At 39.8% G+C, this 20369-nt stretch carries 10 protein-coding genes; all 10 read left to right on the forward strand.

Features of this window, described 5'->3' with window-relative positions; all coding sequences use genetic code 11:
• Positions 1-480: 480 nt before the first annotated feature.
• Complete coding sequence (locus tag J07HQW2_RS01655) at positions 481-2985, forward strand: hypothetical protein (RefSeq protein WP_303703884.1); 2505 nt, start codon at positions 481-483, stop codon at positions 2983-2985.
• 58 nt (positions 2986-3043) lie between these two features.
• Entirely contained in the window at positions 3044-3430 is a 387-nt protein-coding gene (locus tag J07HQW2_RS17080) for a type IV pilin domain-containing protein (RefSeq protein WP_021053473.1), read from the forward strand.
• Positions 3431-3573: 143 nt separating this feature from the next.
• The gene (locus J07HQW2_RS01665; protein WP_021053474.1) at positions 3574-3978 is read left to right on the forward strand and encodes a type IV pilin domain-containing protein; all 405 of its coding nucleotides are present in this window, start codon (positions 3574-3576) and stop codon (positions 3976-3978) included.
• An 80-nt stretch (positions 3979-4058) separates the two neighbouring features.
• Positions 4059-8783, forward strand: coding sequence for a type II/IV secretion system ATPase subunit (locus J07HQW2_RS17085; RefSeq protein WP_021053475.1), 4725 nt, complete (start codon positions 4059-4061; stop codon positions 8781-8783).
• On the forward strand, positions 8777-10819 hold the full coding sequence (locus J07HQW2_RS01675; protein WP_021053476.1) for a type II secretion system F family protein: 2043 nt from the start codon (positions 8777-8779) through the stop codon (positions 10817-10819). Before J07HQW2_RS17085 ends, J07HQW2_RS01675 begins: the two co-directional genes overlap by 7 nt.
• 106 nt (positions 10820-10925) lie before the next feature.
• Entirely contained in the window at positions 10926-11291 is a 366-nt protein-coding gene (locus J07HQW2_RS01680) for a type IV pilin domain-containing protein (protein ID WP_021053477.1), read from the forward strand.
• Positions 11292-11687: 396 nt separating this feature from the next.
• On the forward strand, positions 11688-14765 hold the full coding sequence (locus tag J07HQW2_RS01685; RefSeq protein WP_021053478.1) for a hypothetical protein: 3078 nt from the start codon (positions 11688-11690) through the stop codon (positions 14763-14765).
• A gap of 43 nt (positions 14766-14808) precedes the next feature.
• Positions 14809-15213 carry a hypothetical protein gene (locus J07HQW2_RS01690; RefSeq protein WP_021053479.1) on the forward strand — a complete coding sequence of 135 codons (405 nt, stop codon included), beginning with the start codon at positions 14809-14811 and terminating at the stop codon, positions 15211-15213.
• Between the two features lie 82 nt (positions 15214-15295).
• Complete coding sequence (locus J07HQW2_RS01695; protein ID WP_048075075.1) at positions 15296-17389, forward strand: DUF8186 domain-containing protein; 2094 nt, start codon at positions 15296-15298, stop codon at positions 17387-17389.
• 44 nt (positions 17390-17433) lie between these two features.
• Positions 17434-20364, forward strand: coding sequence for a TrbL/VirB6 family protein (locus tag J07HQW2_RS01700; protein WP_021053481.1), 2931 nt, complete (start codon positions 17434-17436; stop codon positions 20362-20364).
• Positions 20365-20369: the final 5 nt, after the last annotated feature.

The raw sequence follows: 20369 nt of genomic DNA on the forward strand, positions 1-20369 counted from the left end.
ATATACGTTAATCTCACCAACAGTTTCCATGGGATTATTGCAGTCTGGGCAGTTCATATCACCTAACTGCATTAATATGCGAATCAATGTCTAGAGATTGTATGCTGTTACATCCAGGGCAGGTATAATTGATTGTTGTCTCAGCTACTAAATCGACATCAACATTTGAAATATCTATACCACAGTTTGGGCAGGTCAGTTCATTTGTGTTCATTACAGATGAGTAATATATGTTTTAGTGTATAGACTTTTTGTAGTGCGACGATGCTAAAGAATGTGCTGTACATGTATCAGACACATTTGAGTATCTTATTTTAGATGAGCAAGAACATCAAAGTTAGAGTATATTCAGGAAAGCCAAATCACTTATATCGTATATATGTTTATTTTGATACATGTATTATGATTAGTATATTAATTATCGTTAATTCACGTATTAATCGAGAGAGAGCTGTCTCCGTTGTCATTGGCGTTATGTTAATGCTGTCAGTTTTGTTTTTAGCAGCGGCACAGTATCAAGTGGTGATTGTTCCACAGCAAGAGCAAACGACAGAGGTAGACCATCATCAAACAGTAATTACACAGATTGACACAATTCGGACGAATATTATTGGAACAGCTGAGACAGGATCGCAATCTGCACAACAAATAAAGATGGGAGCAATGTATGAGCAGGAAACAATTTTTGGTGTCGTTCCAAAAGTACATCCATTAAACCCCAGTGGTAAGTTACAGACTGTTGAACTTGCGTCGGATTCACGAATCAAGTTTTCAAACGCAGAAGGAACTGGACCATCGACAAGAAGTTACTGGACCGGTGTCAACTCATGTCCGACTCATTGCTATGAGACAAACGGACTTGAGTATACAATCGATTATAATGAATTTAGCGATAATTCCGAGTTAGTATATGAGAATTCATTGTTCTACGAACGGTATCTAACAAAAGACGAAGATCCTGAATACTTTGTTCAATCTGGACAGTCACTAATCAATGGACGGTCGATTAACTTGATAGCGCTTACTGGAGGGTTATCTGTAAATCAAATTCGATCAACATCTGTTGAGACAATTCCCGTGAGTGCTCCAAGTCAAACTGTGTTGTTGACGGATGATTCAGCAGACGAAGATCCACTTATTCTTGAAATTCCAACGCAGTTACCTGACCGTGTGTGGCGAGATGTACTTACTGATGAGATGTCTTCGAGGGGTGGATATATCTCACAATTACGTGTTCAAAATAACGTTCTTCGATTGACGTTGAGACCAGATGAGACGTATTCAGTTAAGATGGCACGAGTTCATCTGAGTTCGCAGACACAGCAGGAATCTGTGCAAGCGACAAACGCACGGTATATCTCCTGGGCAGGAAATGAACGGAAGATCATTCCTGACGGGACACAAACACAAATTGAGGCACAAGTTCGAGATAAATTTAATAATCCAGTTTCAGGAATTCCCACGCGTGCGTACGTAAATGATTCATCAGGTATCTGTGTTGGTGATTTTGTTCCAGAACAGGTTGAAACCGATCCAACAGATAACTGTTCAAGTAACCAACAACCAGGAAAAGCAGCAAGTGGAAACGATGGTGCAGTGACGTATTACTATTCAGCTGATGTTGAGGATAATACTGAGATAATTATTGATATTGATATTCTTCGTCCATCGGTCATCGTAAATCCCTCAATTTCTCCACCAGACGGAGCTACATCTGTTGACCTTGCTTCATTGAGTCAGCGCTCAATACCCACTGTGCACTCATCGGTAATTGATACAACCAAATTTCCTGACGGGGAGAACCATTTTCGAATTCTTTCAGTAGATCCTTCTCAATCAAGTGCAACTATTGGATCAACAATCACTGTTGATACACTTGTTGATAACATCGGACGTAATACTATCAGCAAAAACATCACTCTCACAAGTGACAAAAACGCAATTATTACGCCTGAATCCTATCGTATTAGATTATCACCTGGATCTCACGCAAGAATTCGATATGAATTAACAGTTACTCAACCTGGCAAACATACACTCGAACTCAATGGCAAGGAAGTCGCTACGATAGAAGGGAAACGTCTTGGAAATCTATTATTTGCTTCGTACATCAATAATCGATTTGAGGAAGAAGAAATTGTAGAGGATCCAGATGTATTCAAAGATGGATCAGGAAATGTGCTTGAACGAAAAGAGAATAAGAATGTTCCTCCAATTGTTGATGAGTCGACCCCGTTCACTGGTGTCATTGGTGATATTCAGTCATTTGAAAACCTTGGAACAGATAACCCAATGCGTGTTTCAAGCGCTAGACCACTCAATTCAGGCATCCTATTTTCAAGTATCGAACCTAACACAATGTATACGCTCGGAATTAAGTATCGACTAATATCATCAGAGCCAGTTCAGCTACAGTTATATAAAAATGGAGATACCCATGTTGGTTCCTTAGATGGAAGTCAGTCGTCATACTATCTCTCTGGAGAGAATGAAGAACAACTATTTCAACTCAGCTCAAAGGAGATCAAATATATTCAAACACAACAACAAGCAGGATGGGCTTTAAGATCTAATACACAAACTGATATTTCAGTCGATAAGCTACAAATTCGAAGTTCTCAAGATTCAATATTGGCTGATCCAATTCAACCAGTTATTACAGAGTTCTCAATTCTAGAAGATCAAGTTCAATCCTTTGAGCGTTTTACTGTTGAATTAGAGGTTCGAAACCCCTCTACTGAATTTAAAACCCCGTTGCTAGAGTTTTCTCAGAAGTCTACATTTAATCCAGCAAGCAAAGTATCTGATAGACGAACAATCTTAGTGAATCCTCAAACGACACTCACAGGAAACTCTAATAAGATTATTGAGCGCATGTATTCAGAATATCCCGGTCAGTACACGTATTCAATCCGAGGCACAGAAGAATATCGTGTTGACCCTGACTGTAATTGTGAAGCAACGATTACAGTAAAACATTCTTGAATACCAGTGATACGCAATTAACAGAATAGTATATACATTCTTGACAAAATTTAGATATATGATTGATAATAGTAACGCAATTGACGAAACTGCAGCAAGCCCAATCCTTGCTATTGTTCTTGTCTTAGCAATAACCGTCATATTAACTGGAGGTATTGGAACATTTGTTCTTGATCTTGGAGAGTCACAACTTGAAGGAGCTACAAGTAACGCTGATCTTGGAGTTCGAGTATCTGAATCTAATGGCGAAGTTACTATACTTGTAAAGTCTGGGACAGCTGATGAATTACAGGTACTAGTCGATGGACAAGTTAGTGAGGATAGTTTAATTGATGCGAAACCGGGAGACATAATTCAATTTACAAGCCCCTCATCTGGCACGAGATTAACTCTATTAGAAATCGATGATAGCAAAATAACTGTTGCACTAGACACAGAAATGTGAATGGTCTTTAATTCTAGTAACGCATAGATACGTATATCTCACATATTTCTATTTGGATTCAATATTAAGAGTATGTTCAGCAATGATTTGCACATTGTTATGTCAGTAAATATACTTTTATACTCTTACAGATAGTTCAATACATGAATTGTTCAACATCAACTACAGGAGTATCAGAGGTTGTAAGCACAATTTTACTGATTGCTATTACTGTGCTCGCTGCATCAATTCTCGGGAGCTTTGTAATTCAGATCACAGGTATTCTCGAGGAACCGGTACAAGGACAATTAGATATTAACTCCGAATATAATCCATCTACGGGATTGTATGATACTCGAATTACGTACACAAATACAGTTAATGCAGAGAGTATGCTTGTTCGAGCAACGTATGATGGAGAATATGATGGACAGATTAACTCACCAAGATTAACACAGATTGGTGAAACAATTGAGGTGGCCTACCCTGAGGGAACATATCTCGTTGTGATTGCTGAGAGTAAGGATACTCGGAAAGTAGCTTATCAAGCTCACGTTGAAGATTTATGAGTTTGATATTCTATTCATGCACAGTGTAAGTGCTGAAAAAGTTTAAATAATCTAATAGTAACAATATTGTTAACTACTCTATGGGTTCAAATATTATTAATGATATTTATCGAATATCGGATCATACATTAGTGGTAACACATCTTAATGAAGAAATTCTTATTCGAGCATATGTGAACTCAAATAATAAAGAGTGTTTACTGTGGGCATCGGAGTCTGACATCGTTGGGCACAAGGGAAAATTATTACAAAACCAGTCGAAGTTGCAAACTGATCATAATGGACGCTATCATTCAATTCGTCTAAAATCGGAGATTGTCGATCAGATAAACGATGATTTTTCACAACTTCACTCAGTAGATAGTGAAGTACAACAATCAGTCTCATCTGATTCATTGATTAAGCAATTAATTTCGGCTGAAATTGACACCTCAAATCTTGAAGAGGCTTCGTTTGAGGTTATTGAAACTACAGCGAGCAATACAACACAAAGTCAACAAAATAATGTAACAAACACATCTACAGAATCGAATGTAGCCCATGTACCTAGCTTTGAGGCTGATACATCATGTTCTAGAGAGGGCGTGAGCGAAGAAGTATCACTTTCGCCTACCTCACGATCAGAGGAAATTCGTGTTGAGCATTCAGTATCTTCACAGGATACTTCAGTAAAACAGGGAGAAACAGAGTCCTCAAAAAACCAATTAGCGGATAGTCAGACATCTCAAGAGAGCAATACAGAAGCTGATGAGGATGTCGATGTCGATACAAATTTGAATGATGATCCACGGGAAGGCACTGACAGCTTAGTTGAGGCTGAGGATGAAGATGAACCCGATCTTAATAAGGACGAAGAGGAGGCGTCTGAATTGGATATACAAAATTTACATTCAAATAAAGATATTTCAAACACAGATGAAAATATACAGGAAGTTGAGCTAGACGAATCACAAAGAAGTACTGAATCAATAGATACTGCTCAATCTATATCAACTTCTGAAAGTATTGATGACGTGAATGCACGAAGAGGTGTTGATGACATTGAGCAGATACATACACTCGTTGAGTTTGTTTCATCACAAGCTTTTGCAACACATGTAAACTTGAATCTTCCACTGTTTTCACGCTTGTTTATGTCTAACTACAAGTCATTAGACGAGCTTGAAAGTCAGCGATTCGTGCTTCCGACCCAAATAACACAGCAGAAATGGCTATCAGATAGAACGTATAATCAGTCACAGTCGAATGAGTATATTGATTTACAGTCAATAATTTCTTTTGAGACAATCAAGAGTCAATTATTATCACCTGAAGCTGGAGATAACACACATAACGAGAAAGTAGAACAGATAGATTATATAATTAAAAATCTTTTAGAGACGGTTCTATCTAGATATGTAGAAAATATTAACAAAGATAACCCAGTCAATAAATCAATGAGTAATAATTCTAATCATAATAACGATACCACAGCTGATACAGAAGGTGAATCGTCAATAAAAAGCAAAGAGATAGATGATGAGCCTTTTTTAGAGAATGAGAGTCAGGATTCTATTAAATTTGATGATAATAACCCTGAAGAAATAGAAGGATCAATTTCAAAAACTAATAATGACAACTCCTCAGAATTAACTGATGGAATTATTGACCGTATTAAATCCTCGTTAGTTGTGACTGAGTTTGATGAAGGATCAGATCATGCTGAAGACGTCAATGATGATGCGCAGAGAACACCTGATTCACTCAATGACACAGACGATCAAGACATCGTAGATGGAGAGTCGATTGAGTCCGATCAGATCGACACTGATAACGAAGAAGTTGAGTTTGAAGATAGTGATCCAGGATCAGAATTAGAACCAGAAGATGTGCAAATAGACACGAAAACGGACACAGATACAGATATTGACACTGAGATCGAAATACAATCTGAGGCGTTTTCTGCATCATCTAGTGCATATATAGAAGATAACTCAACGCAGAGAGATAACACTGATTTAGAGGATAACATTGGTGATACAAATAATCAAGATGATTTATTTTATCCTCGGAATCCGATGTCGTCAAATCAATCAGAGTCGGGACTGTTAGCGACGGTTTTTGGAATTTTTGAGCAGGACGTAACAGATGAGACTACATCCCACCCAACGGAGGATTCACACACTATTTTGCCAGAGTGGTTTACACAAAATCTTGGACGCAATACGGAGTATACACCTCCTGCAGAGTTAACACCAGCATATCCGTTTGAAAAGACGGGAATATTGGTATATAGGTATGTATCAGAGCTACGAGACAACGCAGCAGCAGGAAATATAACTGCTGAACGGAGACTCGAGGATGCTTCCCGCCGGTTTGATCGATTAAAACAAAAACGACCGACAATTCGTGGATTGAAGTTCTCGATGTTTATTGTTTCGACCCTCTTTTTATATGCGGCGATGATTCTGATATCAAAAAAACTGTTAGATCCTGGTTCACTCTCTTATCTATTCATCATCACAGAGAATCGAATTGCAGATTTACTTCTTGTTGATATTGCACTCATTGGATCGTTTGTGATGGCGTCATTTATATTCAAATTTATTGGACAGCGAACAGCTCCACAGATTGGGTATTATGCAGGAGAAGTCGCTCGGTGGGCGATTGTGTTTGTTCAATTAATTCCGTTAATTGCGATGTCAGTGTTTCTTTATCGACCAGTTTCTGAGCGAGGGACTGCTAATCAGATTCTCAACACATATTACCAGAATGTCAATGCCTTAGAACAACAAGTACCAGAAATTGTAGTTCAGCTCGGAACGTACTATTATTATGAGATTTCACCATTAGGTTATTCACCACTTGAACTTACATCCTGGTTTCTCGGTACAGGCATAATTTTTGCTCTTCCATTTGCTGCACAATATTGGCAGGCAAAGACGTATGCAACATCACTACAGTCGAAAGAGCTTCCAAAGTCAAGAGAAAGTCAAGATTCAACAGATGCTGAGGTTGACGCTGACGATACAGAGGACTTCGATATTACAGACGTTGCTTCCTGGAACGAATCAAAAGTTGGAACTCCAACTATCGAATCAGGAACGGGATATGAGACTGCAGAGCAACTGTTATCTATACCTGATCAAATGAGATTAGAGCCATACGAGGATTACGTAGAAGTGCTTAGATACTGGATCAATGAACCATATACTTTCATCTCAATTCTCCGAGACGACGAACAGTCGGATTATCGGTATTTCGTCATGGAGCCACAATTAAACAGTGAAGAAGAGCACTTGTTGTTGGAAGAGTTCGAAGAACGCCTGGAGACTCGGTTACTGTTTAATACTGTTGAGCCATCTGAAAATGAGACTGAAGTTGAGCTGAAGATTGATTTGCTTCATGAGGAAGTGATCAGTCTAGCTGAGGAGTATAATGTCTCAGTGACTGAGCAGACCTTTCATAAATTACTGTATTATCTCGAACGGAATTTCGTTCACTATGGACCAATTCAGCCGCTAATGGAAGATGTGAATATTGAAGATATCTCATGTGATGGTGATTCTGTTCCAGTGTTCGTATTCCATCAGCACTACAACGATATGATGTCAAACATCTTGTTTGAATCAAAAGAACTGCGTCAGTTTATTATTCAATTAGCTCAGCGTTCTAGCGAGCATATTAGTTCTGCTCGACCAATTGTTGATGCCTCACTACCAACAGGTGATCGGATTAATATGACTCTTGGAGACGAGGTAACTACTCGTGGATCAACGTTTACAATTCGTATTTTCCAAAAAACTCCATTTACACCAGTTCATTTGATTGAGACAAATACATTCTCTATTGAGCAAATGGCATATATTTGGCAGGCAATTCAGTATGACAAATCACTGATTTTTGCCGGTGGCACTGCGAGTGGCAAGACAACTTCAATGAACGCAGTAAGTTTGTTCATCCCGCCAAAATCAAAAGTTGTCACAATTGAGGATACCCGCGAGATTTCACTGCCGCATATAAATTGGATCCCCGGCGTGACCCGAGAAGGGTTTGGGGGAATCGGTGACATTGACGGAGCAGGTAGTATTAATATGTTTGATCTTGTCGTGAGTGCGCTTCGACAGCGTCCAGAGTATATGATCGTTGGTGAGATTCGTGACGAAGCTGCAATTTCACTCTTTCAGGCAATGAGTACCGGACATACGACATATTCAACAATGCATGCTGATTCTGTAAAGCGAGCGATTAGTCGATTGACAAACCCACCAATCAACGTTCCACAAGATATGATATCAGCACTTGATATTGTCTGCATTCAAAATCAAGTTCGTATTCAAGATGCTGAAACAGGCGATATAAAGAATGTTCGTCGGAATGAGACAACCACAGAAATTGTAAGCGTTAATCCAGATATCAAAACAACCACTCCATTCATTCGAGATGCACAGCTAGATGAATTCAGATCAAACTTTGATGATTCACAAGTAATTGATCAGATTCGTGAAGAGCAAGGATGGACTCAAAAGGAACTCTTCGAAGATCTTGAGGCAAGGCAGCAGACACTGGAGTATCTTGTAGATAACGATATTAAGGACGTAGGAGATGTTACACGGACAATTCAAGCGTATATGCTCAATCCATCACGAGTTACAAAAGATGCAAAAGAGGGGGTCCTCAATCCAGATGATTACAAAGATATCACAGAAATCGATCTCACTAAAGTCACCAGTTCACTCAAGCTTGGTGACTCAGTGCTCGAAACCATGGATTCAGCCCGAAGACTACCACAAGATGTTATTGAAGAAACAAAACAATCATGGTAACAAAACCAACTCACTTGGAAACAACAGAGCCACCTGAACCACGAGGTTCACGATCTGATAAGAGCAACTGGATACGACGAATCGATAACGTCGCATACTCAATCTTTGGAGACTTCTTCAAGCGACGTAAAGACACTACCTTTGAGTCGATTGGAACGTCACTTCAGCAAGCACGAATACCAATTAGTTCGGATCTCTACTTATCACGAATTGCATTTGTTACTATAATTTGCACCGCTGTGATTGCAGTCATTCACTTAGGGTTCGCAATTATACTTGGGGTCTCAGGAATCGGAGCAACTTTCAGTTCACTTCCTGCACCCTTGGACATTTTTGTTGGGACTGTTTTACTTCTTCTCACATCTCTCATATCTACTGGGATTTCACTCGGAATAGGAATTGCCTATCCGTATACACGATTGTCTCTCATAATCTCAGATAGAAAACGAAAAATTGACAACATGATACCATTCGCAACCACCTATCTGTTTGCACTTACACGCGGAGGAATGGATTTCGTTGAAGCACTTCGAACACTCGCTGAATCAGACGATGCTTATGGAGAAGCTGCAAAAGAAACCCAATCAGTTATTCAAGATATGGATTACATGTCAATCGATCTCCCACGAGCAATGCGGAGGGGGTCACAACGATCGGCTTCAACAAAATTCTCTGAATTTATGGATGATCTTGTTGCGATTATTGATTCCGGAGCAGATATGTCACCATTTCTCGAATCAAAAGCTGAAGAATTCCTTGAGCAAAATGAACGTGAACAAGAAAACTTCCTGGAGACGTTAGCTCTTCTCGGAGAGGTTTATGTGACCGCATTTGTCGCTGGTCCGTTATTTTTGATCATTATTACCGTCGTTATGGCAATGCTTGGAGGTTCTGCAATAACTCAATTATATGGTATTGTGTATGGACTACTTCCAATGATGAATGTCGCATTCTTCATTCTTATCGACACAATCACTATTGATGAAAGCAAGCGAAACCGAACTATCTACACTGAACGTGTCAATAAGTCAATTGATGAAGTGACAGACGAATATAAAGAACAGATTGAAGCTAACAGTCGCATTCAAAATATAATCAAAGCTAAAGAATATCGTGAAAGTAGCGAGTATATTCGAGAGCCGCTTTCCTGGCTTCTGGATAAACCATTTCGAACATTATACATTACCGCTCCAATTGCGTTTTTATATACACTCGTTGCAATCATTATTCAACCGTACCCACTATCCTTTGAGGGTCTGAGTTCATTTCCTGTTGAAACAACGGTTACATACTTGCTTATTCCACTATCTATCTCGTTAATCCCATTCACTATTTTTTACGAGATCACAACAAGACGTAAGAGGAAAATACTCAATCGATTCCCTGACTCTCTCAAGCAACTTGCATCATCAAACTCAATTGGGCTTACTCTCACAGAATCTCTCAGAGCGACTTCAGACGCAACAAGCGGTGTTATCGGAGAAGAATTCAATAAAGTAAGTAACGATATCCGGTGGTACAATAACATCACAGAGGCACTCGTTAGTTTTGCAAATCGAATCAAAATTGCCGAAGTTGCTCGTACTGTTAAACTTGTTACCAAATCAAATGAAGCGTCTGGTGACATCTCAGGAGTACTCGATATCGCTGCTAAGGACGTTACAAAACGGCAGATTCTTCGAAAACAAAGATTCAATGAAATGACCATGTACACTGTCGTTATTATCATATCATACGTTGTTTATCTCTTTGTCATCGCAATGCTCGACGCCGCATTCCTGTCAGAAATAGCTGCAATCAAAGAAAGTACCGCTGGGGCAACGTCAACAGGGGCTGGAAGCAGTAGTGGATTTGGAACAAATCTTTCATCACTTCCAATAGATCTCTTCCGCATGGTGTTTTATCACTCGGCGCTTCTTCAAGGGCTTGGATCTGGACTTCTTGCTGGACAACTCGGGCAAAATGATGTTAGGGCAGGAATAAAATATGCTATCGCCCTCATGACGATTTCAACTATTGTTTTCTTGGTTATATAGTCATAACTTTGATACTAGATTTTAATTAATGTATCTAGATATCACAAAACGATACACTCGAAACATAAGAAAATTTATATATTTGTTATTACATTATACAGTTGATATGTTTAGTATCAAGAACCGAGCAGAAGACGGTGTATCGCCAGTTGTCGGTGTAACACTCCTTATCGGAGTAACAGTAATTCTCGCAGCAGTTGTTGGTGGATTTGTTCTTGATCTTGGAAACAATGTTCAGGAGAATCCACAGGCAGGTGTCTCATTCAGTCAGGACGGTACTAATGTAAGCGTTCAAGTTGTTTCAATGGAGAACGCAGACTCTCTTGACGTTCGTCTAGACGAAACTTCACAGGGAAGTCTTGCATCTGTTGGTGACTCTCTTGATGTAGTTGGATCAAGCGGTGCCGATATTACAATTGTCGGAACTCTAGACGGCAAGGACGCTGTCCTTCAGACATACACTGTCGAATAAATACTCGTACATATTCAGTTTTCTTTTTTATTAGTCGAAGTAATTGATGGGGTATAGCTGTAGATATTTCAATTATAGTTTCACATAACAGCTATACAGAATTCAATTCAATATAATATTATAGTGTCTGGTATTAAAAATCGAGTAGAAGATGTTGTAACACCAATCTCTATTCTAATACTTCTTAGTGGAATCTCAGGAGCTATGATCAATCAGTTGTTGTTTTTTTATCTGATCAGGTCTTTCTTTGGCTTCATCTGATTCTGAAACAACGTCTGACAAATTTCTAGATATTGGTTACTGTTAATCATACATATGAAATAACTCATAGTCTCTTTGCTGCAATAGAGATAATTGTCAACAGTTTAATATATAAGTGTAATTATGAATTAACCAATGAAAATACAGAATCCAGATTCAGTCTCAACGGATTCTCGTTCGGAGATGGTCTGTCCAAGTTGCTTCACAGTAGGTCTTGAGCAACATCCTGGTTACGTGTCTGATTATTCAGGGAAATCAGAAATCTTGTATGCAACTCGGTGTCCAAATCCAGAGTGTGAGTATCATCGTGCAAAAGGGGTCCCATCGAAACTCGTCCAAGGACAATATTCGGGAACATCATTATTATCGTTGGTATCTATTCAACCCTTGCTGATTGTAGTCGTCGTATTCGTTGGGATTGGCTTTGTCAGTGTCAATATCCTCGGGTTTGCATTACCAGCAACAGGTGTTGGTATTGTAGATGATGTTTTTGACGGTAGTACCCAGAGTGTAAGTGGATCAATTAGTTCTCCTACTGGGTCTGTATCTGGGGTAGAAGTGAGCGTTCAAGCAACAGATATCTCCACACGATCAGACTCTAACGGATATTTTTCATTGAAAGGGATATCAACAACATCTGATCAGCGATTATTAATTGTCCCTTCTTCTGAATCTCCATATGCTCCAACGTCGGTTATGAGTTCAGATCTTCCGAAGAGCTCAGATCCAGATGTCGAATTGAATGCTGAGATTGTTCTCAGTTCTGTTGAAGATTTATTAGTAAGTGATGTTGTGACAAATGATTCGATTGAGTATTCTGTTGCACACCCTGACAATCTTCCTGAGAGTGTAAATATTGTTGTGAAGCCTCCTGAGACCTCTGAAGTTACTGATTCAACTATATTACGTGGAAGCGGAACACATAGAGTTCTGATTCCAGGAGAGATTGTGAGTGATTCTGTGCGTGTATCTGGATCTGCTGAGATGTCTTTGAGGACTGCACAGTATACATGGAGAGGTAAATCAATTGGATTGGACATTCCTGATGGAACTGTTCCGGTAAGTATCTCAGTAAATCTCACTGAAGAATTATCGTCTGTTGAAAAGTCGGAATCATTCTTAGTTTCTAATGGAGACAGTATTGAGGTGCCATATAGTCCGTCAACAATTGCCGATGATGCACAAGTGACGTTGTCGGGGGGAAGTTCAAGGGCTCCAACAACTGTCGAGGATGTGTTTTCAGCGGACAATCCCCGAATAGAGATTCGTGATGAGGATGCGCCGAGTGAAGTAACAGTAACTATCACAGGAAACAAATCTAATCAAGAACGCACTGCGTCGGGGAAAATTAATGCTGAGAGTATAACGCTACCAGTGTCAGGATCAGTCCCTCTTGACGATGTTGTTTTTAGATTAGATGATGTGACTCCAACAGAAGAGGTAATCACGAAATCAACGGTCAGTGCTGATGGATCAAGCGGTTTAGAGAGAAAACGAACGTCAAAAAAGATAATTGATAATTCAGGGACATATACAGTTTCATTTAGTGAGTCAGTTGATAGAAATGGCGGATTAGTCACCAAAGGGTATCGAATAAATGGGGAGTCAACAGCAGTGCGTGGTGATACAGCAACCTTGTCGCTATCTGAAGATGATAAAATATGGTTTTGGATCGAGGCATCACAGCAGACGTACTCACAAAATAAGTCATTTGACGGGTTTCAGGATCTAACAGTCGAGAACTCTCGAGTGAGTAACTCGGAGGTGGCTAAAACAGAATCTGTAAGCATTACCGCAGACTTGTCATATGCTGGATCTGGTGGAACAAGTGTTCCTGTGTATCTATTTGTTGATGGGGTTCGTGAGCAAAAGAAATCAAGTGTTTTTATTGATTCACGTCAGGAAAAACAAGTGCAGTTTACGGGAGTTTCTTTCACTCGACCAGGAGTCCACACGGTAAGTATCAATGATGGTGAGAAGGTCGACATTGTAGTTGGGTCTGGAAAGCCTAAGTCGGGATCTGGAAGTGTAACAGCCGAACTTACTCGCAGTCCAACAGATCCAGGAATTGAATTGCAGGACAGAAGAACACAAGAGACAGTTTGTGCTGTAACAGTTCAGAATCCAGCATGTGAAATTGCATCTGTTAATCCAGATGATCCACGGTTTATGATTAATGCTATCGGAGTTCAGTCTGGAAAATACGAGATTCTCTATACTGAACGAAACGGTCAGGGTGACGTTACAATCGACATCGATGCTGATGGAGAACCTGAATTAACTCATCCAGGTGTTCTTGAAGATAATGAGACATTGCAGGCAACAAAATCACTTCCAGCCGGAACACGATCTATTCTGTTTGATGTTGGAATAGGCGACGATCTTCCGTATGTGATTACTTATACGCAAAAGAATCAAATTTTACAACCAAAGATTATTGCTGGAACTGAAGTGGTAGTGAATGAAACGTCGAGTTTCAAGGGATCTAAGACGTATACGTTCACTCCACCAACACAAATTACTCAATATCGGGTTGAAACACCTGATTTAAGCGAATTTACAGCGGAATTTAGATGGGTCGAATCAGGGCAGTCGACGTATCCATCTGTATTAATCAATCGTATTGAGGTATGTTCTCCAATTGATTTTATTAAGACGTCTCGATGTAGAGTGACAGATGATTCTCTTGCTGCATTACAAACAGACGACTTAGAGTTTATTATGTTGACAAATTCTCAAGCAAAGTTTGAAACAGAAGTACAAGCGGTGAGTTTGCCATCAGCGATTGATGTGAGTGGACCTGAGGGAGCAACAAGAATTACGCCGAGTGTTGGGACAGACTCTCAGCGATGGTCGGGAGATTCAGCTGAAGATATACTCGTGTCTCGAGACAATACAGTGACGATCGTTTCGCCAGGTGAGACAGAGAGTGAGTTATTGAAAACAACGTTTGAGTATACGTATGTGCCATATCCTGCCGAAAATCCAACTGTTGTATTGATTAATGAGGGAATTGAGCAGGAATATGTACTTCCAAGTGGCGTGAAGACATCTGGAGGGAATCTTGATGATCCATATACCATTGAGATTCCATCTGATTATTTTTCATTTGGGACGAATAAGATATATATTCAATCTGAGAATGGTGGTGCTGTTGTAGTTGATATTGAGTCAAAAGGAGTGACTGAAGACCAGATTATCATTAGACGGTAAGTATGTCAAAAAACTTATATAATTTCGTTGCACTATATAATCAATGGTATCCACATTTATCGATAATTTCAACCTTAGCGTTCGATCGCATGGAGTAACACTTCTGATCTTAACAGTCGTGTTAGTTAGTATATTTATTCCTGGAACTGTCGCTGCACAGCCTGCTGAGGCTGAGCTTGATTCAATTATCTGTCAGAGTGATAGCCCAGATGAAGGGTTTGAAAGTATCTTAAATTCATTATTAACGGTTGGGGCAGCACTTGGTGCTGTAGCTGGAACTGTTGTATATGCCCTTGTTAGAGCAGCAAAATCGGTGAAACCAGGGTATGACAATATTGATGGAAAGAAAGCACTCATCTCAGGATGGTCGGTTATTATTATTCTATACTTTGGTGAGTTTGTGCTTGATATCTTATTTGATATAAACATCGGTTGTATTACGCCATAACTAATAGCAACACCTTTTACGAGAACAAGAGTGAATGAAATATCAAAAGTTGGGATTATTGGTAGTAATTCTGTGTTTTACCTTGAGTTTTGGATTTCCAACTGTTTCTGCTGAGCCTATTTCTGAGTGGGTAAATGAGACAAAAACAGATCCAACATACTCACAGATTACAGAGCCGAAAAGGTATTTCAGTGGCGATTATGAAATTCGACGCTCCGGAGATTTTGTCGTTGATTCAGACATACATATCAATGATGTAAATACTGACCCAGCGAACTTCACAATTGATGCGTTGAGTGCGGCTAAAGATAATCCGTATGCAGTGTACGATGTTCAGTTTTCGAAGTATCCTTCAGAGGTAAGTACGTGGAATCAAATCAATTCAAACCAGTATCGAGATTTATCTCGGTATACAACGGTTGCTCCTGGAAGAACAATTGAAACTGCTGAATCAGGAAGATACGTCAAAGATGCTGTCGTTGGATTTCATTCGATAACTCCCAGTGTGTATGTACATACAACTGTATCGACTGAGAGTAATTCATTCGTTGAAACGGTGAAGGAACTAAATCTTGGAGTTGAATTTGATGAAGTCGAACATCGAGTAGGATCCGAAGCGAGTGTGAATGCCATTGTTGATTACCGATTAGATATTCCAGAGGATAATAAACGAGAATTTCGTTGGATTGAGTACGATGTCGAGACAGCAGACATTACACGGACTATAATAAGATCAACGTCGTGTCGGTCTGAATCAGTATGTATTCTTGATTCGACTCAAAGAGATGATGAAAATCCTCAATTTCGCTCTGTTGAGTTTCCTGAGCCGGGGAGAAATGATATTATTGCTACAGCAGAGGTTTATGTAGAAATTGAGAAAATCACACGTACTCGTGATGAGGAATGCGAAACAGTTGATGCTGACAGAGTATGTAGCTATACCCCGTGGAAAGTAGTTGATATTGATATCTTAACCGACGAGGTTGAGACAACGACTTCAAGAGAACTTATTGTTGAATCACCGAGTATTACTGTTGAGAAAGCAGTGTTCCCGAGTGGAGCTGAAGAATTCTACATTACTGATTTAGACCCCGATGAGTGGAAGTATATGTCGTATGTTTCAACTGGCGAACGAGACACACAACGAGCGTTAAGTAGTTCGTGGCAGTATTTTTCATCTCGCGATGCTCGCTGGGATACCAGTTGTGAGATTGGTGAAGGGTTCTCGTTAAGTGTAAATAATTGTCTATTGTGGTCTGGAGACATTTCCACTGGGACTTCAAATGTGAATCCTGTAGAATCAGATATTCGACCATTGTGGGTTCATGCGTTTCCTCAAAAGACATTATTACAAAATGATCAGAGTATTGGAACAGTGATCAGAGATATCCCAGAAGAGACAGAGAAAGATGCTCCAGTGTTACAGTCTCACCCGACGTGTAAGTCTGGATTCTGTTCGTGGATATTTATTGATAATGTATTAAACACTCAATCAAATACTAATTCAAAAACGTATACAACACCGAGAGAGATTGTTATTCGACGAGCACCACAATATTCTGGAAGTGTGTTCACGACAGGAAAGATAAATCGAGAAATAACAGATGCGATAGAAGTTACTGGATTAGTTCCAACAGCAACGACTCATCAATCATTTACACGAGTTCAACCCGTAGTAAAGACACAGATTAATGCAAAATCAGTAATTGATCCAACGATGTCTTCAGAAGAACGAACCCGAGCAAGTCGTCGTTTGGGTGTCTCACAGGTTTCTGAAGACGAAACAATTCTACAAATATCCTTGTTTGAGGCAGAGTCTGACCGACCGATTTCATTATCGGGGCGGAATGAAACTGTCGTCGTTGATGCATTCAATACTGATTATAGTTCAGAAGTGACGCTAGATGGTACTGGGAGAGGTGTAACTGTTGTGCCATATGATTCGTACGAAATTCGGTATAATGCACAGCCATGGTATACGCTTCAAGATTCACAGACTGCATATTTATCTGCAGAAGCGTCCACTGATGGATCACAGGTTGAGCGATCTTCTTTGCTTTCGCAATTGATTGGGCTTGTAGGAGTGTTTGGAACTGTTATAGTTGCAAGTTTGTTTGTCGTTCGTGCAATGGGGTTGCAAGTAACCCTTCGTGAGTTAACTCGATTACTTAGATAATAGAAAACTCTATAAGTGTCAGATGAATTAAATGATTTATTAGAATGGCTAATTTCATCTTAAATTCAATTGAAACATTACTTGATGGATTAATTAGTCTTCTTGGGAGTTTTATTCGAGTAATGTTAGAATGGTTGCAAGATCAAATAACGAATACGCCATATCCTGGTGAATCTATTGGGTCTCCACAGATTTTTACTGGTCCATTGGAAGGTGAGCCATTTTATGATGTGTATGAGGTGTATACAGCAACGGGTGGGATTCAAGATACGGCATTGATTTTGTGGTTTATTGGAGTGTTTTTCGTGTTTTTGGGAGGAACCGTGCAACCATTGTTACCTGGATCGATCGACACTGAAGAATCCAAGAGAAAGTTATTCGTGGCATTTCTCGGTATTGTATTCTGGTGGCCAATTGCGACGTTCTTGCTTGCCTTTAGTGATGTAATTGCTGAACTTTTGTATCAACAAGCATTGACATACAATAATGTTTCAGCAAATCAAGGAGTGTTCGTTGGAATTTATGACTTAGTCATCGGTGGGCTACAAGATCAGGGAACAGGAGGGTCTGCATTTGCGTTACTCGCAGCGATCGTGTTTGTGTTAGAGGGAATTATCTATCTGATAGTTTCTGTATTGTGGTATATTCGGTATTTTTTTATTTATATCTTAACACCATTAATGCCGCTTGTCTTTGCGACATGGAGTTTTGGACTTCCAGGATTGCAACCAATTTCACGATTTGCAGGAAAAGTACCGAGACAGTGGGTAACACTTGTATTTTTAACGATACCTGCGGCTATTTTAACGATATTTGCAACATCGGTTGTCGGAATCCTTGTTGAGCAGATGAGTGATTCGGATCAGGAGCTGAATGGAACTGGTGATATTTCTACTAATTATCAGATTGAATCGTCGTCAGCAGCTGCGACTCAAAACCCAGAGGTTATGTTTGATCCACAGGTCCCTCTTGCATCCTTACAACCGATAGTGGCTTCAAGCACAACATCTGATACAATTATTAATACGCAATCACAGTTAATTGATGGACTACAGACAGGAGCTGAAGAAGGAGTAATACTATTACTTATCACTGTGATGGGATTAGCTATTCCGTTATTGATCATGGCAACTCCGTGGCTCATGGTCAAATTTGTCACTGGCTCTATGATGACTGGACTGGGTGCTATTGTAAACCCTGTTGGAGCGGCGTCAAATGCATTAGGTGGTCTTGGTAATTTTACTAAGTCCGTTACGTCTAATGAAGTCTCGTACACTGATGAAGAGGAAGAGAAGATTAACAAGCAAGCCAAGCTTGAAGCAGAAATCGACGAATCTGGTCGTACCTGGAATGATCTCACAGCAGATGAAGAAACGATCTTGAGTGCAAGTAATGATGCACAATCGAAAGCAAAGAACCGAGCTGAGACAAATATGTTTTCTGATATGCACAATCGAGTGAGTAGATATGGTGCAAGCGCTGCAGGAGTTGGTGCGGTTGTATCTGATGCAAATGAAATGTCTCACCGCTCTATGTCAGCTGCACGTTCGAAAGGAGGATCAGCGGCATCACAAGCTGGGAAGTTTACGACAGATATGACTTCAAATCCAGCAGCTGTGAGGAAGGGAATCTCAGAAAATATGAAAGCGAGAGCCAAAACAAGAGTTGCCGGTGCTGCCGCTCCATTTGCAAGGACACCTGGATCGATGGTGAGAAAGACACAATCTGCAATAGATAGAGTTAGTCTGCGTAAAGAAACCGCTAAGCAGAAACAGGCAGGAGATTTCAAATCAGAATATGGACATGATCCAGTGTCTGTTAAACAGACACTCAAATCAGAGTACCACGGAGTTTCTGAAGATGAGTTAGATACTGACTTTCTATCTCCTGAAGAGCGGGCATTCTTGAATGCTCATGGGTATTCCGTGAGAGACATGCGTGATGGTGGCTATGCAATTGAGCGTGACGAATCATTGAATCCAGCTGCTGATCAGACAGCTGAGATATTCGATGTGTTAGAATCAATTGAATATTCCTCAGACGGTCCGAACGCACACCTGAATAATAAAGGAATTGAACGATATATCTCAGGTAACGCAAAAACATCGTATCAAGTCGAAATTGAAGATCCACAGTCAGACGACGCAGATGCGACAACAACGAAGACACTGAGTGTCAATGAATTATTGAATAATACTCACGATATTGAGGAACTTGATGCAATCAATACAATAAGTGGACACGATTTATCTGTTGAGGCAAAAGAAGAAGCTATCAATTCTGCAATTAATCAAGATAGTGATAAATTGGATCAAATTACACAGGCAAAGATGAAAGCGAGACTTGAAGGGATGGGTGCAGAGGTTCACGATGAACTTGCAAAGATGTATTCACAAAGTCAAAGCAAGAGTAACGCTGGCGATGCTGGAACTACTACTGTAGAGACTGATGAAATCAGAAATACGTTGGAAACGGTCGGTGTAAGCGACAGAATAATCAATGTGGTTGCTGATACTACTGACGCTCCTCCTGTTCAAGATACATCAGTCACAGGATCTGTGGATATGGCTGTTGATACAACAGACAATATAGCTCAACAGACGCCTGTTAATGAAGAGCCATCGGTTAATGTAACTATCGACAATGATTCAGCTACTGATACAGCAGGTGAAAGCGATACATCAGATAACATTGACACTGACAAAACAATACAGGGGTATGATATATCAGTTGATGTTGGTAGTAGTGCTGCTAATTCAGTAATGAGTCAAAAAATTAATCAGCAGAAACAACAACAGAAGCAGAAGCAGAAAACTAAGACTCCAAAACAGACTGAGCAGGAGCGAATGAAAGAAAACTTGAGACAGTCACATCCTGATCACGGTGGGACACAGGATGGATTCATGAAAACGTTCAGAGAATTTAAACAATTCCGGAAAAGGGAACATAATGAACACTATCACAAAAAGCTATAAATATC

Source organism: Haloquadratum walsbyi J07HQW2, assembly GCF_000415985.1.
GTDB lineage: Archaea > Halobacteriota > Halobacteria > Halobacteriales > Haloferacaceae > Haloquadratum > Haloquadratum walsbyi_B.

Excerpts from the sequence above, each read along its gene's own strand:
- J07HQW2_RS01685 (WP_021053478.1), top strand. The coding sequence starts at position 11,688 with ATGAAAATACAGAATCCAGATTCAGTCTCAACGGATTCTCGTTCGGAG.
- J07HQW2_RS01655 (WP_303703884.1), top strand. The coding sequence starts at position 481 with ATGCTGTCAGTTTTGTTTTTAGCAGCGGCACAGTATCAAGTGGTGATT.
- J07HQW2_RS01675 (WP_021053476.1), top strand. The coding sequence starts at position 8,777 with ATGGTAACAAAACCAACTCACTTGGAAACAACAGAGCCACCTGAACCA.
- J07HQW2_RS01665 (WP_021053474.1), top strand. The coding sequence starts at position 3,574 with ATGAATTGTTCAACATCAACTACAGGAGTATCAGAGGTTGTAAGCACA.
- J07HQW2_RS17080 (WP_021053473.1), top strand. The coding sequence starts at position 3,044 with ATGATTGATAATAGTAACGCAATTGACGAAACTGCAGCAAGCCCAATC.
- J07HQW2_RS17085 (WP_021053475.1), top strand. The coding sequence starts at position 4,059 with ATGGGTTCAAATATTATTAATGATATTTATCGAATATCGGATCATACA.
- J07HQW2_RS01700 (WP_021053481.1), top strand. The coding sequence starts at position 17,434 with ATGGCTAATTTCATCTTAAATTCAATTGAAACATTACTTGATGGATTA.
- J07HQW2_RS01680 (WP_021053477.1), top strand. The coding sequence starts at position 10,926 with ATGTTTAGTATCAAGAACCGAGCAGAAGACGGTGTATCGCCAGTTGTC.
- J07HQW2_RS01690 (WP_021053479.1), top strand. The coding sequence starts at position 14,809 with ATGGTATCCACATTTATCGATAATTTCAACCTTAGCGTTCGATCGCAT.